At 71.9% G+C, this 17897-nt stretch carries 16 protein-coding genes; 11 read left to right on the top strand and 5 right to left on the bottom strand.

Annotated elements, in window-relative coordinates:
* Window positions 1–166: 166 nt before the first annotated feature.
* The 3 genes from pstC to pstB are packed head-to-tail and all read left to right on the top strand — an operon-like array spanning window position 167 to window position 3078.
* Complete coding sequence (gene pstC / locus ABEA15_RS09740) at window positions 167–1138, top strand: phosphate ABC transporter permease subunit PstC (RefSeq protein WP_345556364.1); 972 nt, start codon at window positions 167–169, stop codon at window positions 1136–1138.
* Window positions 1135–2244: a phosphate ABC transporter permease PstA gene (gene pstA / locus ABEA15_RS09735; RefSeq protein ID WP_344142510.1), complete on the top strand. Its 1110-nt coding sequence runs from the start codon at window positions 1135–1137 to the stop codon at window positions 2242–2244. The genes pstC and pstA overlap by 4 nt, the downstream gene beginning before the upstream one ends.
* Window positions 2245–2298: 54 nt before the next feature.
* Complete coding sequence (gene pstB, locus ABEA15_RS09730; protein WP_311546964.1) at window positions 2299–3078, top strand: phosphate ABC transporter ATP-binding protein PstB; 780 nt, start codon at window positions 2299–2301, stop codon at window positions 3076–3078.
* A gap of 104 nt (window positions 3079–3182) precedes the next feature.
* Here pstB and ABEA15_RS09725 read toward each other — a convergent pair whose 3' ends face one another.
* Window positions 3183–4187, bottom strand: a complete 1005-nt coding sequence (locus ABEA15_RS09725) for an inorganic phosphate transporter (protein WP_345556363.1) — start codon at window positions 4185–4187, stop codon at window positions 3183–3185.
* A 40-nt stretch (window positions 4188–4227) separates the two neighbouring features.
* Window positions 4228–4845 (bottom strand): DUF47 domain-containing protein, encoded by a 618-nt coding sequence (locus tag ABEA15_RS09720; protein ID WP_344142507.1) that lies wholly within the window; start codon window positions 4843–4845, stop codon window positions 4228–4230.
* 562 nt (window positions 4846–5407) lie between these two features.
* On the opposite strand from ABEA15_RS09720, the gene ABEA15_RS09715 reads away from it, so the two are divergent.
* The 3 genes from ABEA15_RS09715 (at window position 5408) to purM (ending at window position 8547) form a co-directional block, all read left to right on the top strand.
* Entirely contained in the window at window positions 5408–5908 is a 501-nt protein-coding gene (locus ABEA15_RS09715) for a sterol carrier family protein (protein ID WP_345556362.1), read from the top strand.
* 10 nt (window positions 5909–5918) lie between these two features.
* Window positions 5919–7394 (top strand): amidophosphoribosyltransferase, encoded by a 1476-nt coding sequence (gene purF / locus ABEA15_RS09710; protein WP_345556361.1) that lies wholly within the window; start codon window positions 5919–5921, stop codon window positions 7392–7394.
* A 97-nt stretch (window positions 7395–7491) separates the two neighbouring features.
* Entirely contained in the window at window positions 7492–8547 is a 1056-nt protein-coding gene (purM, locus tag ABEA15_RS09705) for a phosphoribosylformylglycinamidine cyclo-ligase (RefSeq protein WP_345556360.1), read from the top strand.
* A 141-nt stretch (window positions 8548–8688) separates the two neighbouring features.
* Here purM and ABEA15_RS09700 read toward each other — a convergent pair whose 3' ends face one another.
* Complete coding sequence (locus tag ABEA15_RS09700; protein WP_344142502.1) at window positions 8689–8946, bottom strand: DUF3073 domain-containing protein; 258 nt, start codon at window positions 8944–8946, stop codon at window positions 8689–8691.
* Window positions 8947–9343: 397 nt separating this feature from the next.
* Here ABEA15_RS09700 and ABEA15_RS09695 point away from each other — a divergent pair, with 397 nt between their 5' ends.
* From ABEA15_RS09695 to ABEA15_RS09685, 3 genes are all read left to right on the top strand, one after another.
* Window positions 9344–10279 (top strand): DUF8083 family protein, encoded by a 936-nt coding sequence (locus ABEA15_RS09695; RefSeq protein WP_345556359.1) that lies wholly within the window; start codon window positions 9344–9346, stop codon window positions 10277–10279.
* A 677-nt stretch (window positions 10280–10956) separates the two neighbouring features.
* A complete protein-coding gene (bldC, locus tag ABEA15_RS09690) occupies window positions 10957–11160 on the top strand; it encodes a developmental transcriptional regulator BldC (RefSeq protein ID WP_011293174.1) in 204 nt (67 codons plus the stop codon).
* A 268-nt stretch (window positions 11161–11428) separates the two neighbouring features.
* Window positions 11429–12712, top strand: a complete 1284-nt coding sequence (locus tag ABEA15_RS09685) for an ROK family protein (RefSeq protein WP_344142496.1) — start codon at window positions 11429–11431, stop codon at window positions 12710–12712.
* Between the two features lie 81 nt (window positions 12713–12793).
* Here ABEA15_RS09685 and ABEA15_RS09680 read toward each other — a convergent pair whose 3' ends face one another.
* On the bottom strand, window positions 12794–15241 hold the full coding sequence (locus ABEA15_RS09680; RefSeq protein ID WP_345556358.1) for a xyloglucanase: 2448 nt from the start codon (window positions 15239–15241) through the stop codon (window positions 12794–12796).
* A 355-nt stretch (window positions 15242–15596) separates the two neighbouring features.
* The gene (locus ABEA15_RS09675; protein ID WP_345556357.1) at window positions 15597–16022 is read right to left on the bottom strand and encodes a YkvA family protein; all 426 of its coding nucleotides are present in this window, start codon (window positions 16020–16022) and stop codon (window positions 15597–15599) included.
* Between the two features lie 102 nt (window positions 16023–16124).
* On the opposite strand from ABEA15_RS09675, the gene ABEA15_RS09670 reads away from it, so the two are divergent.
* Window positions 16125–17018 (top strand): N-acetylmuramoyl-L-alanine amidase, encoded by an 894-nt coding sequence (locus tag ABEA15_RS09670; RefSeq protein ID WP_345556356.1) that lies wholly within the window; start codon window positions 16125–16127, stop codon window positions 17016–17018.
* 167 nt (window positions 17019–17185) lie between these two features.
* Window positions 17186–17797 (top strand): hypothetical protein, encoded by a 612-nt coding sequence (locus ABEA15_RS09665; RefSeq protein ID WP_345556355.1) that lies wholly within the window; start codon window positions 17186–17188, stop codon window positions 17795–17797.
* The last annotated feature ends 100 nt before the right edge of the window (window positions 17798–17897 follow it).

Below are 17897 nucleotides of genomic sequence, written 5' to 3'. Positions count from 1 at the left end.
GGCATGTCCGGGGCGCGCATACTCCCACGGCGGACTACACCCCACCGTGTGCCGGACCACCCAGCGACGACCAGCACAATGACTTCCGGCGGCGCGCACCGGCACGGCCGGCGTGCGCACCATTCGCCCGGTGGCGATCCATGACCGAATTCGACCGGAGCCTTACATGACAACCACGGACTCGTCTCAGACGGCCGACGCCCCCAGGGGCAAACGCCGACTCGGCGACCTCGTCTTCGCCAATTCCGCTCGCGGGGCGGGGCTGCTGATCCTGGCGATCCTGGCGGGTGTCGCCGTCTTCCTGATCGTGCAGTCCCTCAGCTCCCTCACGGCCAACGAGGCCAACTTCTTCACCAGCACCGAATGGAGCCCCGAGTCCGCCCCGGGCGACGCGGTGCGGTTCGGTGTCGCCTCACTCGCCTTCGGCACCGTCCTCGCGGCGCTCATCGCCCTGGTGCTGGCCACCCCGATCGCCATCGGGATCGCGCTGTTCATCGTCTACTACGCCCCCCGGCGCCTCGCCGCGCTGCTGGGCTACGTGGTGGACCTGCTGGCGGCCATCCCCAGCGTCGTCTACGGCCTGTGGGGCCTGATCTACCTCACCCAGGAACTCCAACCCTTCTACCGGTTCCTGGCCGAGTACCTGGGCTGGATCCCGCTGTTCGCCGGCCCGGTCTCCTCCACCGGCCGGACCATGCTCAGCGCGGGCATGGTCCTCGCGGTGATGATCCTGCCGATCATCACCGCGATGTCGCGCGACGTGTTCGCCCAGGTCCCCCAGGCCCACCGCGAGGCCGCCCTGGCACTGGGGGCCACGCGCTGGGAGATGATCCGCGTCGCGGTCCTGCCCTTCGGCCGGCCCGGCGTCATCGGCGGCGCCATGCTCGGCATGGGCCGGGCGCTGGGCGAGACGATGGCCGTCGCGATGATCCTCTCCCCGTCGCTGGTCATCTCCCCCTACCTGCTGCGGAGCGGCAACCAGACCATCGCCGCGCACATCGCCCTGCAGTACCCGGAGGCGACGGGCACCGGCGTCTCCGCCCTGATCGCCGCCGGCCTGGTCCTCTTCGCGATCACCCTGGCCGTGAACATGGCCGCCCGCTTCGTCGTCTCGCGGCGCAAGGAGTTCACCGAATGACCACCACGGAAAAGCAGACCGCCGCAGGCAGCCCCGGCGACGGGCCGAACCTGAAGGCGGAGGGCCTCTACACCCGGACCCTGCCGACGTACTTCCCGCTCGCCCTGCTCGCGGGCTGTCTGATCGTCGTCGCGGGCGCCTTCTACCTGCTGGGCGCCTTCCACCCGGTCCCGGTCGCGGTGGTCGCGGGAATCGTCTACCTGGCGGCGGTCACGACCGTCTCGGCGACGGTGGAGAACGGGCGCCGGGCGGCGGACCGGTTCGTCACCGGCATCGTCTACTGCTGCTTCATCGTCGCCATGGTGCCGCTGGTCTCGCTGCTGGCGACCGTGGTGGTCTTCGGCATGGAGCGGTTCGACCTGTACTTCCTCAGCGTCTCCATGAACGGCGTCATCCCCAGCATGGACGCCGGCGGCGTCTACCACGCCATCGTGGGCACACTGGTGATCACCGGCCTGGCGACCGTGATCTCGGTGCCGATCGGCCTGATGACGGCCGTCTACGTGGTCGAGTACGGGCGCGGCCGCCTCAAGCAGGCCATCACCTTCTTCGTCGACGTCATGACCGGCATCCCCTCCATCGTCGCGGGCCTCTTCGTGGTCGCCCTGTGGATCCTGCTCTTCGGTCCGGGCAACACCAACGGCCTGGCCGGCGCGATCGCGCTGTCGGTGCTGATGATCCCCGTCGTGGTGCGCTCCAGCGAGGAGATGCTCCGGCTGGTGCCCAACGAGCTGCGCGAGGCCTCCTACGCGCTCGGCGTGCCCAAGTGGCTGACGATCGTGAAGGTGGTGCTGCCCACCGCCGTGGCCGGGCTGACCACGGGAATCATCCTCGCGCTGGCCCGCGTTATCGGGGAGACGGCGCCGTTGATCCTCACCGCGGGCATGGCGTCGACACGGATCCAGGCCAACCCTCTCGACGGCGACATGATGAGTCTGCCGGTCTACATCTACAAGGCGGTCCGCGACATGGGCCTCTCCGGCGAGGCCGGAGTCTATGCCGAGCAGCGTGCGTGGGCTGCGGCGCTGACCCTGATCCTGGTGGTCATGCTGCTGTTCCTCGCGGCCCGCCTGGTGTCGCGCTTCCTGTCCCCCCGATCCCGGTGACGCCGCACCCGACACGACCAGCACGTTCAACCTGACTCACCTGAGGATTCTCCAGTGGCCAAGCGAATCGACGTCTCCGACCTGAACGTCTACTACGGCGACTTCAAGGCGGTCGAGGACGTGACCATGACCGTCGAGCCCCGCTCGGTGACCGCCTTCATCGGCTCGTCGGGCTGCGGCAAGTCGACCTTCCTGCGCACCCTCAACCGGATGCACGAGGTCACCCCCGGTGCCCGCGTCCAAGGCAAGGTGATGCTGGACAACCTGGACGTCTACGACCCGTCCGTCGACCCCGTCGCCGTGCGGCGCGAGATCGGCATGGTGTTCCAGCGCGCCAACCCGTTCCCGACGATGTCCATCTACGACAACGTGATCGCCGGCGCGAAGCTGAACAACCAGCGGATGAACAAGCGCCGCGCCGACGAGATCGTCGAGCGGTCGCTGCGCGACGCCAACCTCTGGGAGGAGGTCAAGGACCGGCTGAACAAGCCGGGAGCGGGCCTCTCCGGCGGTCAGCAGCAGCGGCTGTGCATCGCCCGCGCCACCGCGGTGGAGCCGACGGTGCTGCTCATGGACGAGCCGTGCTCGGCGCTGGACCCGATCTCCACGCTGGCGATCGAGGACCTGATCGCCAAGCTCAAGGAGAACTACACGATCGTGATCGTCACGCACAACATGCAGCAGGCCGCGCGCGTCAGCGACCGCACGGCCTTCTTCAACCTGGCGGGCACCGGCCAGCCGGGCCGGCTGATCGAGATGGGCGACACCAACAAGATCTTCACCAAGCCGGACAAGAAGGAGACCGAGAACTACATCACCGGCCGGTTCGGGTAGCCGCAGCCGGGATCGCCGCCGGCGGAGCCGGAGCTCCGCCGGCGCGCATCCGCCTTCGGCGGCCGGGCGTGCGGCGGCCGGCCCGCCCGGCGCCGCGGGCCCGGTCAGATCGGCAGTGCGGTGCTGAGCAGCACGTAGGCCGCGGCGGCCACCACGGCCGCGCCGGGCACCGTGGCCAGCCAGACGACCACGATGTTGCCCGCCATGCCCCAGCGCACCGCCGACAGGCGCCGCGTGGCGCCCACGCCCACGATCGCCGAGGTGATCAGGTGGGTGTTGGAGACCGGCACCTGCCAGATGAACGAGGTCGCGTAGGAGACGGCGGCCACGGTGCTCTCGGCGGCGAAGCCGCGGGGCGCGTCGAGCTGGATCACCCGCCGGCCCAGGGTCCGCATGATGCGCCAGCCACCGGTCAGCGTGCCCAGCGCCATGGCACCCGCCGCGGCGCACACCGTCCACAGCGGTACGTCGTACGAGTTCTGGTAGCCGGTGGTGACCAGGGCCAGGACCACCACGCCCATGGTCTTCTGCGCGTCCTGCAACCCGTGGCCCAGCGCCATGGCGGCCGCGGAGGCGCTCTGCGCGATCTTGAAGTTGCGGGTGATGCGCCGCACGTTGGTCCTGCGGAACAGCCACAGGATCGCCAGCATCGCGCCGTAGCCGAGCAGCCCGCCGATCAGCGGCGAGACGACCATCGGCAGGGCGAAGTCCGACGCCACGCCGCGCCACTCCACCGTGGTCGCCGAGGCCAGCGCCGCGCCGATCATCCCGCCCACCAAAGCGTGGGAGGACGACGAGGGCATGCCCTTGGACCAGGTGGCCACGTTCCAGGCGATCGCGCCGATCAGCGCCGCCAGCAGCACGGCCGCCCCGCCGGTGCCCTCCGGCGGGTGGATGATGTCGCGGCTGATGGTGCGGGCGACCCCCTCGCCGAGAAAGGCGCCGATCACGTTCATGACCGCCGCCATGATCACGGCGGCGCGCGGGCCCAGCGTCCGCGTCGAGACGGCGGTCGCCAGGGAGTTGGGGGCGTCGTGGAAGCCGTTGGTGTAGGCGAAGACGAGCGCGGCGAACACAACCGCGCCCAGCGTCACGGAGTCGAGTGGCACGTCAGAGCCAAGCGTTCGGTCGGGGCTGTGGCGGGGGGAGTCAGGATTCCTTCACCGCGATGCTCTCGACCGTGTTGGCGACGTGTTCGAATGCATCGGCGGCGGTCTCCAGCTCCTCGATGACGTCCTTCAGCTTGAGCACGGTGAGGGCGTCGTACTCCCCACTGAACAGTTTGGCCAGCAGGCGGCGGTAGATCTGGTCGGCCTGGTTCTCCAGCTGGTTGATCTCGATCCAGTAGCGAGTGAGGTCCTTCATCGAGCGCAGCCGCGGCATCGCCTCGGCGGTCAGCTCGGCCGCGCGCTCCAGCACCTCGATCTGGTCGATGATGCCCTTGGGCAGGCGGTCGAGGCCGTAGAGCCCGACCAGGTCGACGGCGGCGTCCATGGAGTCCATCACGTCGTCCAGAGACGACGCCAGCCGGTAGATGTCCTCGCGGTCGAAGGGGGTCACGAAGCTCTCGTTGAGTCTCCGCATGATCGCGTGGGTGCGGTCGTCGCCGGCGTGCTCGCAGGCGCGCATCTTCTCGGCGATGGCATCGCGGTCAGCGCCCTCGCTGATGAGCTCCACCAGCAGGCGTGCTGCGATGACGAGGTTGTTCGCGGCGTCGGCGAACATCTCGAAGTAGCTGTCATCACGCGGGGTCAGGCGCAGACGCACATCAATCTCCCGAAGTGCGGTGATCGTCCTCAGGGATGTTATGGGCACTCGTCCGGCCGGGGACCGCGGCTGCACCGCGGACGCGACCGCGCGGCGCCCCCGTACCGCGACCCGGGGGCGGCTGGTATCCCTTGTTCAGTTGGACCGCGTCAGCGGCTGCGAAAGCCGACGTAGTGGAGCATTCATCCTATCTTCGCCTCCCCGGCGCACCGCTGAGCGCCGCAGGCGGCCCCGGTCTCGGACACCTCGGGAGAGAACTCCGCGGAAGCGACGCGAATCACATGCGGGCGGACGCCGTGCCCGCCGCCCGGTCCGCCGCGTCACCGCCGCGGAACGGTGTGTTCATGTCCTGGTCCACGTGTTGTCCCTCGACCGACAGTTTCCCTGGGTCCGGGAGATTCGGCAACCTTTCGTGACCAATGCCGCCGCACTTCCGGGACGGGCCGCAACCCGGCCCACCGCGCCGGTTCCCGCGGCCCTCGCGCGGGCGGCCCCGCTCGCACGCCGGCGGTCGCGGCGGCGGGCGGGGCGCGCGTGTTCCGCGCTGCCTATCCTCGGGTGCATGCCCGCCAAGCCCACCGCCGCCCAGCGGCGCCACGCCGCACTGCGCGCGGGCCTGGACGCCCAGCTCGCCGCGCTCGGCGAGGCGCCCTACTCCGGCCGCGACCGCCCCGCGCTCGTGCTCAGCGCCTGCGCCGAGGCCGTTCTGCGCGCCCGCGACGCCGGAGCCGCCCCCGAGCGGCCCGCCGTCAAGGCCGCGGTGCGCGGCACGCTGGCCGAGCTCGCCGAACGCGCGCCCGGCCACAGCCTGGAGGTGCGGGTGCCGCCCTACGGGGCCGTGCAGGTCGTCGAAGGGCCCCGGCACACCCGCGGCACTCCTCCCGGCGTCGTCGAGACCGACCCGCTGACCTGGCTCGCGCTGGCGGTCGGCGCGACCGCATGGCAGGAGGCCGTAGACGCCGGCGCTGTCAGCGCCAGCGGCGTCCGGGCGGACCTCTCGCCGCTGCTCCCGCTGTGGCCTCCCCGCGCCCCGGTGGACGCAGCTCCGGCGGCCGGCGACTAAGCTGGACACCGTGGCGCAACCCGACGGCCGGCTCACCACGGATCTCGACCCGCACGAACGCGCCCCGCAGGACGCATGCGGGGTCTTCGGGGTCTGGGCGCCCGGCGAAGAAGTCAGCAAGCTCACCTATTTCGGCCTCTACGCATTGCAGCACCGCGGGCAGGAGTCCGCGGGCATCGCGCTCAGCGACGGCGAGCGCATCGTCGTCTACAAGGACATGGGCCTGGTGTCCCAGGTCTTCAACGAGGCCACGCTCGACTCCCTGCAGGGCCACCTCGCGATCGGCCACTGCCGCTACTCCACCACCGGGTCGCCGGTGTGGGAGAACGCGCAGCCGACCTTCTACACCGCGCGTGAAGGCGGCCTGGCCCTCGGCCACAACGGCAACCTCATCAACACCCCCGAGCTCGCCGCGATGCTGCCCGACGAGCGCCGCGGCGCCACCACCGACACCGAGGTGCTCACCGGCCTGCTGGCCGACAACCCCGACCGCAGCACCGAGGAGGCGGCCCTGGAGCTGCTGCCCCAGGTGCAGGGCGCGTTCTCGCTGGCGTTCATGGACGAGAGCACCCTCTATGCCGCCCGCGACCCGCAGGGCATCCGCCCGTTCGTGCTGGGCCGGCTGGAGAGCGGCTGGGCCGTGGCCAGCGAGACCGCCGCGCTGGACATCGTCGGCGCCACCTACGAGCGCGAGATCGAGCCCGGCGAGCTGCTGACGATCGACGAGCGGGGCGTGCGCTCTCAGCGCTTCGCGCCCGCCGCCCCCAAGGGCTGCCTGTTCGAGTACGTCTACCTCGCCCGGCCCGACACCACCATCGCCGGGCGCAACGTCAACTCCAGCCGCGTCGAGGTGGGCCGGCGCCTGGCCAAGCAGCACCCGGCCGAGGCCGACCTGGTGATCCCGGTGCCGGAGTCCGGCACCCCCGCAGCGGTGGGCTACGCCGACGGCAGCGGCATCCCCTTCGCCCAGGGCCTGGTGAAGAACTCCTACGTGGGCCGCACGTTCATCGAGCCCAGCCAGACGCTGCGCCAGCTCGGCATCCGGCTCAAGCTGAACCCGTTGCGCGAGGTGATCGAGGGCCGGCGGCTGGTCGTGGTCGACGACTCCATCGTCCGCGGCAACACCCAGCGGGCGCTGGTGCGCATGCTGCGCGAGGCCGGCGCCGCCGAGGTGCACGTCCGCATCTCCAGCCCGCCCGTGATGTGGCCCTGCTACTACGGGGTCGACTTCGCCACCAAGGCCGAGCTGGTCGCCGGAAACCTCTCCACCGAGGAGATCCGCGCCTCGATCGGTGCCGACACGCTGGCCTTCGTCGAGCTGGACGAGCTCGTCGAGGCCACCGAGGTGCCCAAGGACCGGCTCTGCCGCGCCTGCTTCGACGGCGTCTACCCGATCGAGGTCGACGAAGGCGCCCGCGGCAAGTACCTGCTGGAGAAGTCCTGCGGCAACGCCACCGAGCGGCCGCTGGCGAGCGGTCGGCGCTGATCCGGGCCCCCGGCCCGCAGCCGTGCGGGCGCACCGGCCCGCACGGGCCGGGAGGGGACCGCCGACCGGACCACCGCAACGAGTTGAGAGGTTTCGCGTGGCAGAGGGTGCCAACAGCACGCCGGCGTACGCGTCCGCCGGTGTCGACATCGCGGCCGGCGACCGCGCGGTCGCGCTGATGAAGGAGCACGTCGGGCGCGCCCGCCGCCCCGAGCAGGTCGCCGACCCCAGCGGGTTCGCCGGACTCTTCCGGCTCGACACCTCCCGGTACCGCTCACCGCTGCTGGCGACCTCGACCGACGGCGTGGGCACCAAGGTGATGATCGCCCAGCGGTGCGACCGGCACGACACCGTCGGCCTCGACCTGGTCGGCATGGTCGTCGACGACCTGGTCGTCTGCGGCGCCGAGCCGCTGTTCATGACCGACTACATCGCCTGCGGCAGGGTCGTGCCCGAGCGCGTCGCCGAGCTGGTCAAGGGCATCGCCGAAGGCTGCCGCCAGGCCGGGTGCGCGCTCTCCGGCGGCGAGACCGCCGAGCACCCCGACGCCATGCGCCCGGACGAGTACGACCTCGCGGGGGCCGGCACGGGCATCGTGGAGGAGGACGCGGTCCTGGGCCCGCAGCGCGTGCGCGAGGGCGACGCCGTGATCGCGATGGCCTCGTCGGGGCTGCACTCCAACGGGTACTCGCTGGTGCGCCGCGTGGTCGACGAGGCCGCGCTGCGGCTGGACGCTCGCGTGCCCGAGCTCGGCACCGAGCTGGGCGAGGAGCTGCTCAAGCCCACCCGGATCTACGCGCAGGACTGCCTGGCACTGGCCGGGGCGGTCGAGGTGCACGCATTCGCCCACATCACCGGCGGCGGGCTGGCGGCCAACCTGGCGCGGTCGCTGCCCGAGGGGCTCGACGCAGTGGTGGACCGCGCGACCTGGTCGCCGCCGGCGGTGTTCCCGTTCGTCGCCGAGCGCGGCGCCGTGGGGCCGGCCGACATGGAGGCGACGTTCAACATGGGTGTGGGCATGGCCGCCCTGGTGCCGTCCGCATCGGCGCAGCGGGCTCTCGCGCTGCTGGAGGAGCGGGGAGTGCCCGCCTGGCACGCGGGCTCGGTGGTCGCCGGAAGCGGGAAGGCGCGGCTGGAAGGCGCCTATGCGTAGAGCCGCGGAGCGGGTCGGCCCCGAACACAGCCGGTTCGCGCCACCGCGGCGGCGCGAACCGGCTGTGTTTCAGAGCATGTTGTGCGTGTCAGCGGGCTCAGACCCGGTCATGCGGACGTCACCGGCTCCGGAAGCGACTGATCAGCGGAGGCTGTCGGAGCGGTCGGACTCCTCTTCGACCGACTTCCCGCCGCTCGGATCCTCTGCGAGATCCGCATAACGGTCGACCAGGTCGTCGTAAGGGTCTTCGTGAGGCTGGTCCGGCGAATCCGGCGCTGCCCCGTCATCCTCAGCGACACCCAGCTCTGCCCGCAGCTGATCGAGGTCGGTGTGGCCGGAGTTGTACTTCAGCCTCCGAGCGACCTTCTGCTGCTTGGCCTTGGCTCGGCCGCGCCCCATGGCTCGACCCCCTCAACGATTGGGTTCGGACAAACCCCAGATCACTAGCAAAACCGCAATGCCGGGCTGACGGCCGTCACCGCACTGACGACAGGCGCCAGCTTACGTACGGATACAACCGTACCCGGTTTGGGCCCTACCTGCCTACGCCGCCCATGCCTAACAGGCGGCCAGGGGCGGGCACACGAGGCGGACCGTGCGGCCCGGGCGTGTCGGTGCATCCCCGGCGGCGGGTGCCGCCGAGAGCCGCGGATCCGACCCTCCCGGTACCGCGGGCTCCTTGTCCGGTCAACGACGCGGCGCACCGCGGTTGTTCCCCGTATCGCGGGGCACGTCGGCGTATCGGCAGGCAGGTCCGCGCATGCCGGACGCGGCGATCTGTGCCACGATTCCCCGCGTGCTGCCCAACCTGCCCTACGCCGCCTACCTCCGCGTCTATCAGCCGCTCATCGCGTTCTCCAACCGCGAGAAGGCCTATTGGCGGGCCTACGCCGCGTCGTCGCGGCGGCCCCGCCGCAGCGACGCGGTCGCGACCGAGCACGCCGAGAGCCTGCGCCGCCTGGTGTCCGCCCCGCCCGTCCCGGTCCCCGAGCGCGAGAGCGGCGACGCCTACGTCCGGCGCCTGGGCGGCGAGGTGTACGTCTGCCCATGGCAGACCCGGTTGCGGTCCTGGCTAGGCCTGCGCGACTTCCGTACCGAAACCCCGGCGCGGCTGAGCGCGGCCTTCATACCCGAGCCGGTCGCCGAGGCGGCCGAAGCACGCTTCGAGCAGTGGCGCGAGCGCGGCGAGCCGATGCGCACGCAGATCCTGACCAGCACCTGGACGGTGCCGATCGCCTGGTTCTCGCCCTTCGACGCCGAGGAGCGCTGCCTGGTGCTGGGCGGCGAGGAGCAGCAGCCGGCCGACGCGGCCGACCCCGACACCGCCGAGCACGGCCTGCGCGGCGAGCGGGCCCGCCATCCGGCCGGAGGCGCGCGCCCCGCGCCGCGGACGCTGCTGTACGTGGCCAGGATGGCCGAGGCCCGCCGGCGCCTGGAGCGGGCGATCGCCCTGCTGCGCGAGCACGTCGGCGACAGCTCAGCGCTGTCAGAGGCCGAGGGGCTGCAGGACTGGCTGCTGGGGGTCGCCCACCCCCGCGCCCTGCTGGAGCTGGACTACGGCGGCCTGGTGCACCTCGTCGACGACGAGGGCCTGCGCCAGGACCAGTCGGTGGCCGAGGTGGGCGCCGCGCTGACGGGCCTGGAGACCGGCGAGCAGGAGCTCGCGACGGCGATGTACCAGCGGGTCTCGCGGCGGTGGAAGGAGATGGAGGCCCTCAAGCACGCCAACTGAGGGTCACGGCTTCACCACGTGACCGCAGCGGCCGCTCGGCTTTGCCGCCACGCCGAAGCCCAACCTGGCGGCCAGGTTTCTCACCCAACGCGGTCAGCCAAGCGCGTTCTGACAGGCGGATATGTCTGGACGAGCTTCACAGTTGGCATCAACGCCGTCGAAACTGGGCATACTACTCCATACAGATCGACATAGACTGTATCGAACCGGTCACCGACTGCACTCTGCGTAACCGGAAAGCCGGGGCACACCGGGGATGTACGTGACACGGGAGAGGTGTCGATGGGAGAAGACACATACCCCGTTCACACTGCCCGCGCCGATGAAAGGCCAGGCCAGAACCTGAGCGCCGTCACCCGCCGCGTGCGGCGCCCCGGGTTTCAGTCGGGCCGTCTCTAGCACTTCCGGTTCACCGGATCGAGAAAAACAGGGCCGGAGAACGAAGTTTTGACCGAATACGCCACATGCCACTAAACGTGTCGCTAGAATCACTCAGCGTGACGCGACTCATGGGCGACTTTGCGACCTCCCATCCGACAAAGTCGCGTTAAGTGGTCGCGTAATCACCTCGGGTGATGCCAATATAGACACCTACGAGGGCAATATTGGACATCCGGGCCAAGTGCCAGGATAAGGCTCAGGATCGGCACACAGATCCAGGAGGAGAGGCCGTACACATGTCAACTCGCACGCCCGAGGCGGAGCCCCTGTTGACCCCTGCCGAGGTCGCCACCATGTTCCGCGTGGACCCCAAGACCGTCACACGCTGGGCGAAAGCGGGCAAGCTGACCTCGATTCGGACCCTTGGCGGCCACCGCCGCTACCGCGAGACCGAGGTCCGCGCTCTGCTGGCCGGTATCCCCAGCCAGCGCTCGGAGTGATCTCCCCCGGCTTGTGCCGTATCCGGGGGGATCGAGTGGGGAGCGCGCGTCGACTCCCCGACCGCTGAGGGCGGGCCGCACGGCGGCCCGCCCTCCCGCCTGCCGGGGGCCGTCCGCGCCTGTCGTGCCTGCTGCACGGGGCGGGGGCCTTTGCCGCCGAGTCGAGGCTGTCGGTATCTTCACGATGGAGCCGCGCAGCGTCTCGACCCCGCGCCACCGCACCGCGCGCGGACGCCGAACAGAAGACGAAGGCGGGAGGGGAGGCCACATGCGGGACATGCGTGTCGGCCCCACCGGCTTCCACGACGTCCGCGAGACCAACCTGGGCGTTGTACTGCGGGCCGTACGCACGCTGGCCCCCTGCTCCCGCGCCGCGGTGGCCGCCGCGACCGGGCTGAACAAGACGACGGTCTCCAGCCTGGTCGCCGACCTCATCGCGCGCAGCCTGCTCCGCGAGACCGGCGAGTCCGCCGAGCGCCGGGTCGGCCGGCCGGGCGTGATGCTCGCGCTCGACGACCGGACCATCGCCGCCATCGGCGTCGAGGTGAACGTCGACTACCTCTCCGTGGTCGCCGTCGACCTGCTGGAGCGCGACCTCGTCACCCGGCACATCCCCTTCGACGCCCGTTCCGCGGGCCCCGACGCCTGCGCGCATCGCATCGTCTCCGCGGTCTCCGAGGTGGCGGCGGCTCCTGCACTGCGCCGCCGCTCCGTGATCGGGCTGAGCGTGGCGGTGCCCGGCCTGGTCGACTCCCCCAACGGCGTCGTCACCCGCGCGCCCAACCTCGCCTGGCTCGGGACCCCGCTGCGCAGCCGGATCGAGGAGCTGATGGACCGCGCGGGCGCAGCGCCCGTCCCGGTCCTGGTCGACAACGACGCCAACCTGGGCGCCGTCGCCGAGTACCGCGGCGGCCACCTCGCGCACACCGCGGACCTCGTCTACATCACCGGCGAGGTCGGCATCGGGGCCGGTGTGCTGATGAACGGCGAGCTGATGCGCGGCTCCGCCGGCTTCGCCGGCGAGATCGGGCACGTGCGCATGGTCGAGGACGGTCCCGAGTGCGGTTGCGGTCGGCGCGGCTGCCTGGAGGCGCTGGCCGGAATCGAGGCCATCCTGCGCGCAGCGCTGCCCGACCGCTTTCCTGGGGGCGCGCTCAGCCGGGCCGACCTGGCCGACCTGGTCGAAACCGCCGTCGAGCGCGCCGCCGCGGAGGACACCGTCGCCGTCGAGGCCCTGGACACCGCCGGCGCCTGGCTGGGACGGGGCGCCGCGATGCTGGTCAACCTGGTCAACCCCGGTGCGGTGGTGCTCGGCGGGTACTTCGTCCCGCTTGCGCCGTGGCTGCTGCCCGCGTGCCGCGCGGCGGTGCGCGAGCTGGCGTTCGCGCCCGGCGCGGGCGGATGTGCCGTGGAGACCTCCGAGCTGGGACTGACCGCGGCCGCGCGCGGCGGTGCGGTGGCGATGGTCGACGCCATGGAGAGCGGGCGGCTGCCGCTGCCCGCTCCGCCGAAGGACGGCGGCGCGGCGGCGGCCGACGAAGGCGCCTCGTGACGTCCCCGCGGGCGCCGCGCCGCCCGCGTGCACGGTGAGCGGCACGCGGACGGCGCGGACGCCGGCCCGGGCGGCGGAGCGTCACTCGCCCCAGCCGCCCTCCCAGTACTCGCCGTCGCCTTCCTGCCACCAGCCCGCCTCGCCGCCCTGCCAGTGCGAGGTCCCCGCGGCGTCGCCGTAGACGATGCCCCGGCCGTTGGTGCCGACGTAGACCCGGCCGTAGACGTCGGGGTCGCCGGTGATGGCGGCGCCGGTCCAGCCGTACTGGTGCTCGTCGTCGTTGATCCGCGTCCAGTGGGAGCCGCCGTCGTCGGAGCGGTAGATCCCGCGCCGGCCGTCGATCTTCGCGCTGGTATAGACGGCGGGGTAGTCCGAACCGGGCCGGGCCTTGCCGAAACCGACGGTGTCGGCCTGCTCCACGCCGGACACGCGCTCGAACGCCGCGCCGGAGTCGGTGGAGTGCCACAGTCCGTAGGCGCCGTCCTCGGATCCGCCGGCGAGCCACACGTCGCCCTTGCCGCCCGGCACGGCGGCGAAGCGGACGCTGCTCTGCGGCAGCCCCTGGGCGGCGGACTCCCGGAAGGTGGCGCCGCCGTCGGTGCTCACGTAGAACGAGCCGCCGGCGTAGGCGTAGAAGACGTCCGGGTCGACCCTGTCGGCCTGCACCCGTGCGCCCTTGGGGACGCCCGAGGACGCCGACCACGAGGCACCGGAGTCGGTGGAGCGGTGCACCCCGGCGCCGTCGGCGCTCCACACGACGGCGGAGCCGTCGGCGGCCATGGCGGCGGTGCCCGGACCCGTGACACCGGAGGGCTCCTGGCCGGGCTCCCATGTGGCACCGCCGTCGGCGGAGACGGCGATGGAGGGGACGGAGTCGTCGTCGCCGCTGCCGACCCGCACGAAGTGCTCGGGCGCCAGCTCCGCGAAGTCCAGCGACGTCACATTGCCGTGGAAGGGGCCGGTGTGCATGAGGTCGGGCACCCGGTCCAGGTCGTCGTGGCGGAACCCGCCGATGTCGCCCAGCGCCGACACCAGCGGGACGTCGCCGGGCGGTGCGGCCAGGTCGTTGACCGCGGTCTCCTCGATGCCGCGGGCGCTGGGCTCGATGGTGACGGTCTCGCCGCCGTCCCAGTCGGTGAGGTCGCGCGTGCCGTAGAGGGTGGCGCCGGTGCCGTAGAGCATGTGGTCGGAGTCGAACGGGTCGATCTCCATGGCCTGGGTCATCCAGCCGAGCTTGGGCGCGGTCTCGGGCGGATCGGGGTTCTTGCCGAACGTCAGCCACGGCGAGGCCGAGACGTCCATCTCGTAGCGGTTGATCCGCTCCGGGTAGGCCCCGTAGCGCCAGGCCTGGGTCCAGCTCTGTCCGCCGTCGGTGGTGCGGTAGATCTGGATGTCGGGCCACCAGGAGATCTGCGTGCTGACCATGAGGGTCCCGGGGTTCTGCCGGTCGATGGTCAGGCCGCCGTAGCCGAAGTAGTTGTCCTCGGAGCCCGACGGCACCGGGCTGACGTTGCTCCACTCACCGGTGGCGAGGTCGAACTTCCACACGTCGCCGCTGCCGCCGGTGTAGGGACCGCCCGTGTCGCTGGTGGAGATGTAGAGCAGGCCGTTCTCGTGGTCGACCACCCCCTCGATGGCCAGGTGGCCCTCGGGCTGGCCCGGCACCCGCTCCCAGGTCCGGCCGCCGTCGGTGCTGCGGTAGACGGTGTTCTCCTTGTCCATCACGCCTACGTAGACGTCCTGCGTGCGGCGTCCGGGCGAGCCGCTGCCCTTGTCGAAGGCGATCCAGCCGACGCCCTGGTTGTCGCTGGACAGGCCCGATGAGTCGCCGGGGTCCTGCACGTAGTCGCCGGGGTTGGGGAACGCGGTCACCTCGGACCACGTCTCGCCGTAGTCGGTGCTGCGCCACAGTCCGTTGCCGCCGGGTGCGCCCAGGTAGAGCACGCTGTTGTCGTTGGGGTCGATCGAGAGCCGCTCGACGCCGCGGCCGGGCATGTTCCCGCCCAGCTTGAACGGGAGCTCGGTGGCCTCCCAGGTCTCGCCGCGGTCGCGGGAGCGCAGGATCGCGCCGTTGTCCGGGTCCCAGTCGTTGGTGTAGGTGCCTACAGCGGCGTAGACGTTGTCGGGTTCGACGGGGTCGGTGGCCAGCCCGGCGACGCCGGTCCGGCCCCACTCGTCCCAGCCCACCCAGTCGAGCAGCGGCCTCCAGCGCCCTGCGCCGCCGTCCCAGCGGTAGGCGCCGCCGATGTCGGTGCGGGCGTAGGCCAGGCCCGGCTCGGACTGGTTGAACACGACGCCGGGGATGAAGCCGCCGCCTTCGATCTGCGCGTTGCGCCACCGGTAGTCGGGCGCGGCCAGCGCGGGGGCCGCCGATCCGGTCGCGGTGAGGGCGGCCGCGGCAAACACCGCCGCCGCTGCGGCCGCGCCCGGGCGCGCGAGGCGCGGCGCAAGGCGGCGCCCAAGGGATGCGCGGCCGTCGGCCTCCGACGGCCGTGGCGGGATGGGGAAGGGAGGAAATGCCGAGGACACGTCAGGCTCCTTGCAGTGGGGGATGGCCCGCGCTCGGCTCCGGCTGCGCCGCTGCTGCGGCGGCGTTTCGAACCGGTTCGACTATGACGGCTCACGTAAGGGGGATCGAGGGGAGGAGGGTGGTTCCGGGTGAGCGCGGACGGAGCTTCGCGGTCAGTTTGCGGAGAAACCCGGCGACGAGTCAACGGGCGGAAAGCGAACGGATTCGCAGCGTGATCGCCGCGGAGGGCGTTCGGCGACGTCAGGCGGGCCGCCGGACGACCGGAAAATCGGCGAAGCGCTTCGACGCGGCGGCGATCACCGAAGCGCCCGGCCCGACGGCTCGGGCCGGGCGCCTTCAGCGGTACGGGGCGGCTCAGCCGACCACGTGCCCCTGCACGTACTCGTCGCGCCGCTCCCACTCCAGGTAGCGCTCGGACTCGCCCATCAGGCTGGTGGCGAGCCAGACGGCGACGCCGACGTCGTCGGCCAGGCCCAGCACCGGAACGAACAGCTCGGGCACCAGGTCGATCGGCGAGGCGACGTAGACGAGCCCCAGGACGAACATCAGCAGTCGGCTAACGCTGAGCCCGTCGTATCGACCGCGCAGGCGCGACATCAGCATGCGCGGCAGCGCTGCGGCGCGCTCCCCCAGGCCGGGTGCGCCCGGCCGGGCGTTGTGCTGCACGGCCTGCCATGCCGCGGCCCCGGCGGCGGCGCGGTTGCTCTTGCGCATCGACTCCACCTCGACTTCGTGTGGCTCGGGGGTGCGGCCGGAACGGCCGACCTCCGCACTACTCACGATATGACGCGTGCACGGAAGCGAAAGTTCCGTATACCGGCTAGGTTGGTCCCCGCTCCCTCTACCCCCACTCTCCCCGACGCAAGGACGCCGTAGACCATCATGCGTACGAAACCCGCCGCACCGGGGGCGATCCCGCTGATCGCGCCGTTCATGGCGGCGGCCGTCCTCGCCCTGCCCGCCTGCTCGGCGACGAACGGAGACGGCACGCCCGACCCGTCCGCGGCGCCCCCGCCCTCCTCCGGCGGCTCGGGGTCCGCGCCTGCCGACGACCGGGGCTCCGGCAACGGCGAGGGCTCGGCCTCCCCCCAGGGCCCGCTGGCGGGCACGACGGTCGTCGTGGACCCCGGCCACAACGGCGGCAACGCCGACGCCGCCGAGGAGATCGCGGAGCCCGTCGACGCCGGGCACGGAAGCAAGGCCTGCGACACCGTCGGCGCCGAGACCGACGACGGCTACACCGAGCACGCCTTCAACTGGGACGTGGCCAAGCGGCTGCGGGGCGTCCTGGAGGAGGACGGCGCCGAGGTGGTGTTCACCCGCGACGACGACGAGGGTGTCGGCCCCTGCATCACGGAGCGCGCCGAGATCGGCAACGAGGCGGACGCGGACGCGGCGATCTCCATCCACGCCGACGGCGGCCCCGCTAGCGGTCAGGGCTTCCATGTCATCGCCCCGGGCGACCTGGAGGGCTACACCGACGACATCGCCGAGCGCTCGCAGCGGCTGGCCGTGGACGTGCGCGCGGAGTTCGAGGAGAACACCGGGCAGCAGCGCGCCGACTACATCGCCGAGGACGGCCTCGACCACCGCACCGACCTGGGCGGCCTGAACCTCTCCGACGTACCGAAGGTGTTCCTGGAAGCCGGGAACATGAGCAACCCCGAGGACGCCGCCGACCTCTCCGACCCCCAGTGGCGCGGCAAGGCCGCGAAGGCGGTCGCGGCGGGCATCAGCCGCTACCTGCAGGACGAGCAGAGCGGCGAGGGCGAGTAGGCCGCCCGGCGCGCGCTTCGACCTATCGCCGGCCCGAGCGCGAACCGGCCGACCGATTGCGGTCTCGGGCGGCCGGCCTGCGGAAACGTTCGGCGGGCGCGGATGCGGCCGGAAGCGGAAGCGCGGGCGGGTGTCGCAGGCGCCACGCCTTACCCGATAATCGCGTAATGACCGATTCATCCCCCGAATTCCGGCCACCGGCACCGTCGAAACCGGCGGCGGACGTGCCCCTGGAGTTCGACGTCGTGCTGCGCGGCTACGACCGCCGGCAGGTCCTGACCCTGTTGGAGACACTGCAGCGGAGCGTCGACGACCCCGCGGCCCCCGGGACCGTGACGCCCCGGGAGGCGCGCGACCGCGCCGCGTTCGACCTGGTCCTGCGCGGTTTCGACCGCGCGCAGGTGGACGCCGCCTTCGAGCGGCTGATGGAGTCGCTGACCGCCGTCCGCGGCGAGGAGACGGGGGCCGCTCCGGAGGGCGAGGGGCGTGCCGAGCTACCGGTGGCCGAGTTCGACCGGGTCCTGCGCGGCTACGACCCCATCGCGACTGCGGAGCTGGTCGACGCGGGCGCCGAGGCGCTGCGGGCGCTGCGCGGCGGCGAGAGCGACGCCGCCGCCGCGCGTGCGGCGGCCGCCGCCCTCCGCGACCGGCGCGACGCGCTGCCCCGGACCCTGCGCGGCTCCGACCGGCAGCAGGTCGACAGCGCCGTCGACGCGATCTGCGCGGAGTTGGAGAGCGGCCCGGACGACCCGGACGGCACGCGCGGCTCCGGCGCCTGATGGGACGTGCCGAGTCGGAAAGACTCGGTGCCGCAGCCGCCGGCAGGTGAGCGCTTCCGACACCGGAATCCTTCGGCTTCTGTTCTCCGACCGTGCCCCT

It is taken from the genome of Streptomonospora halophila, assembly GCF_039542725.1.
Taxonomy (GTDB): domain Bacteria; phylum Actinomycetota; class Actinomycetes; order Streptosporangiales; family Streptosporangiaceae; genus Streptomonospora; species Streptomonospora halophila.
The sequence above is the reverse complement of the archived record's forward strand: the minus strand, read 5'-3'. Positions and strand labels throughout refer to the sequence as shown.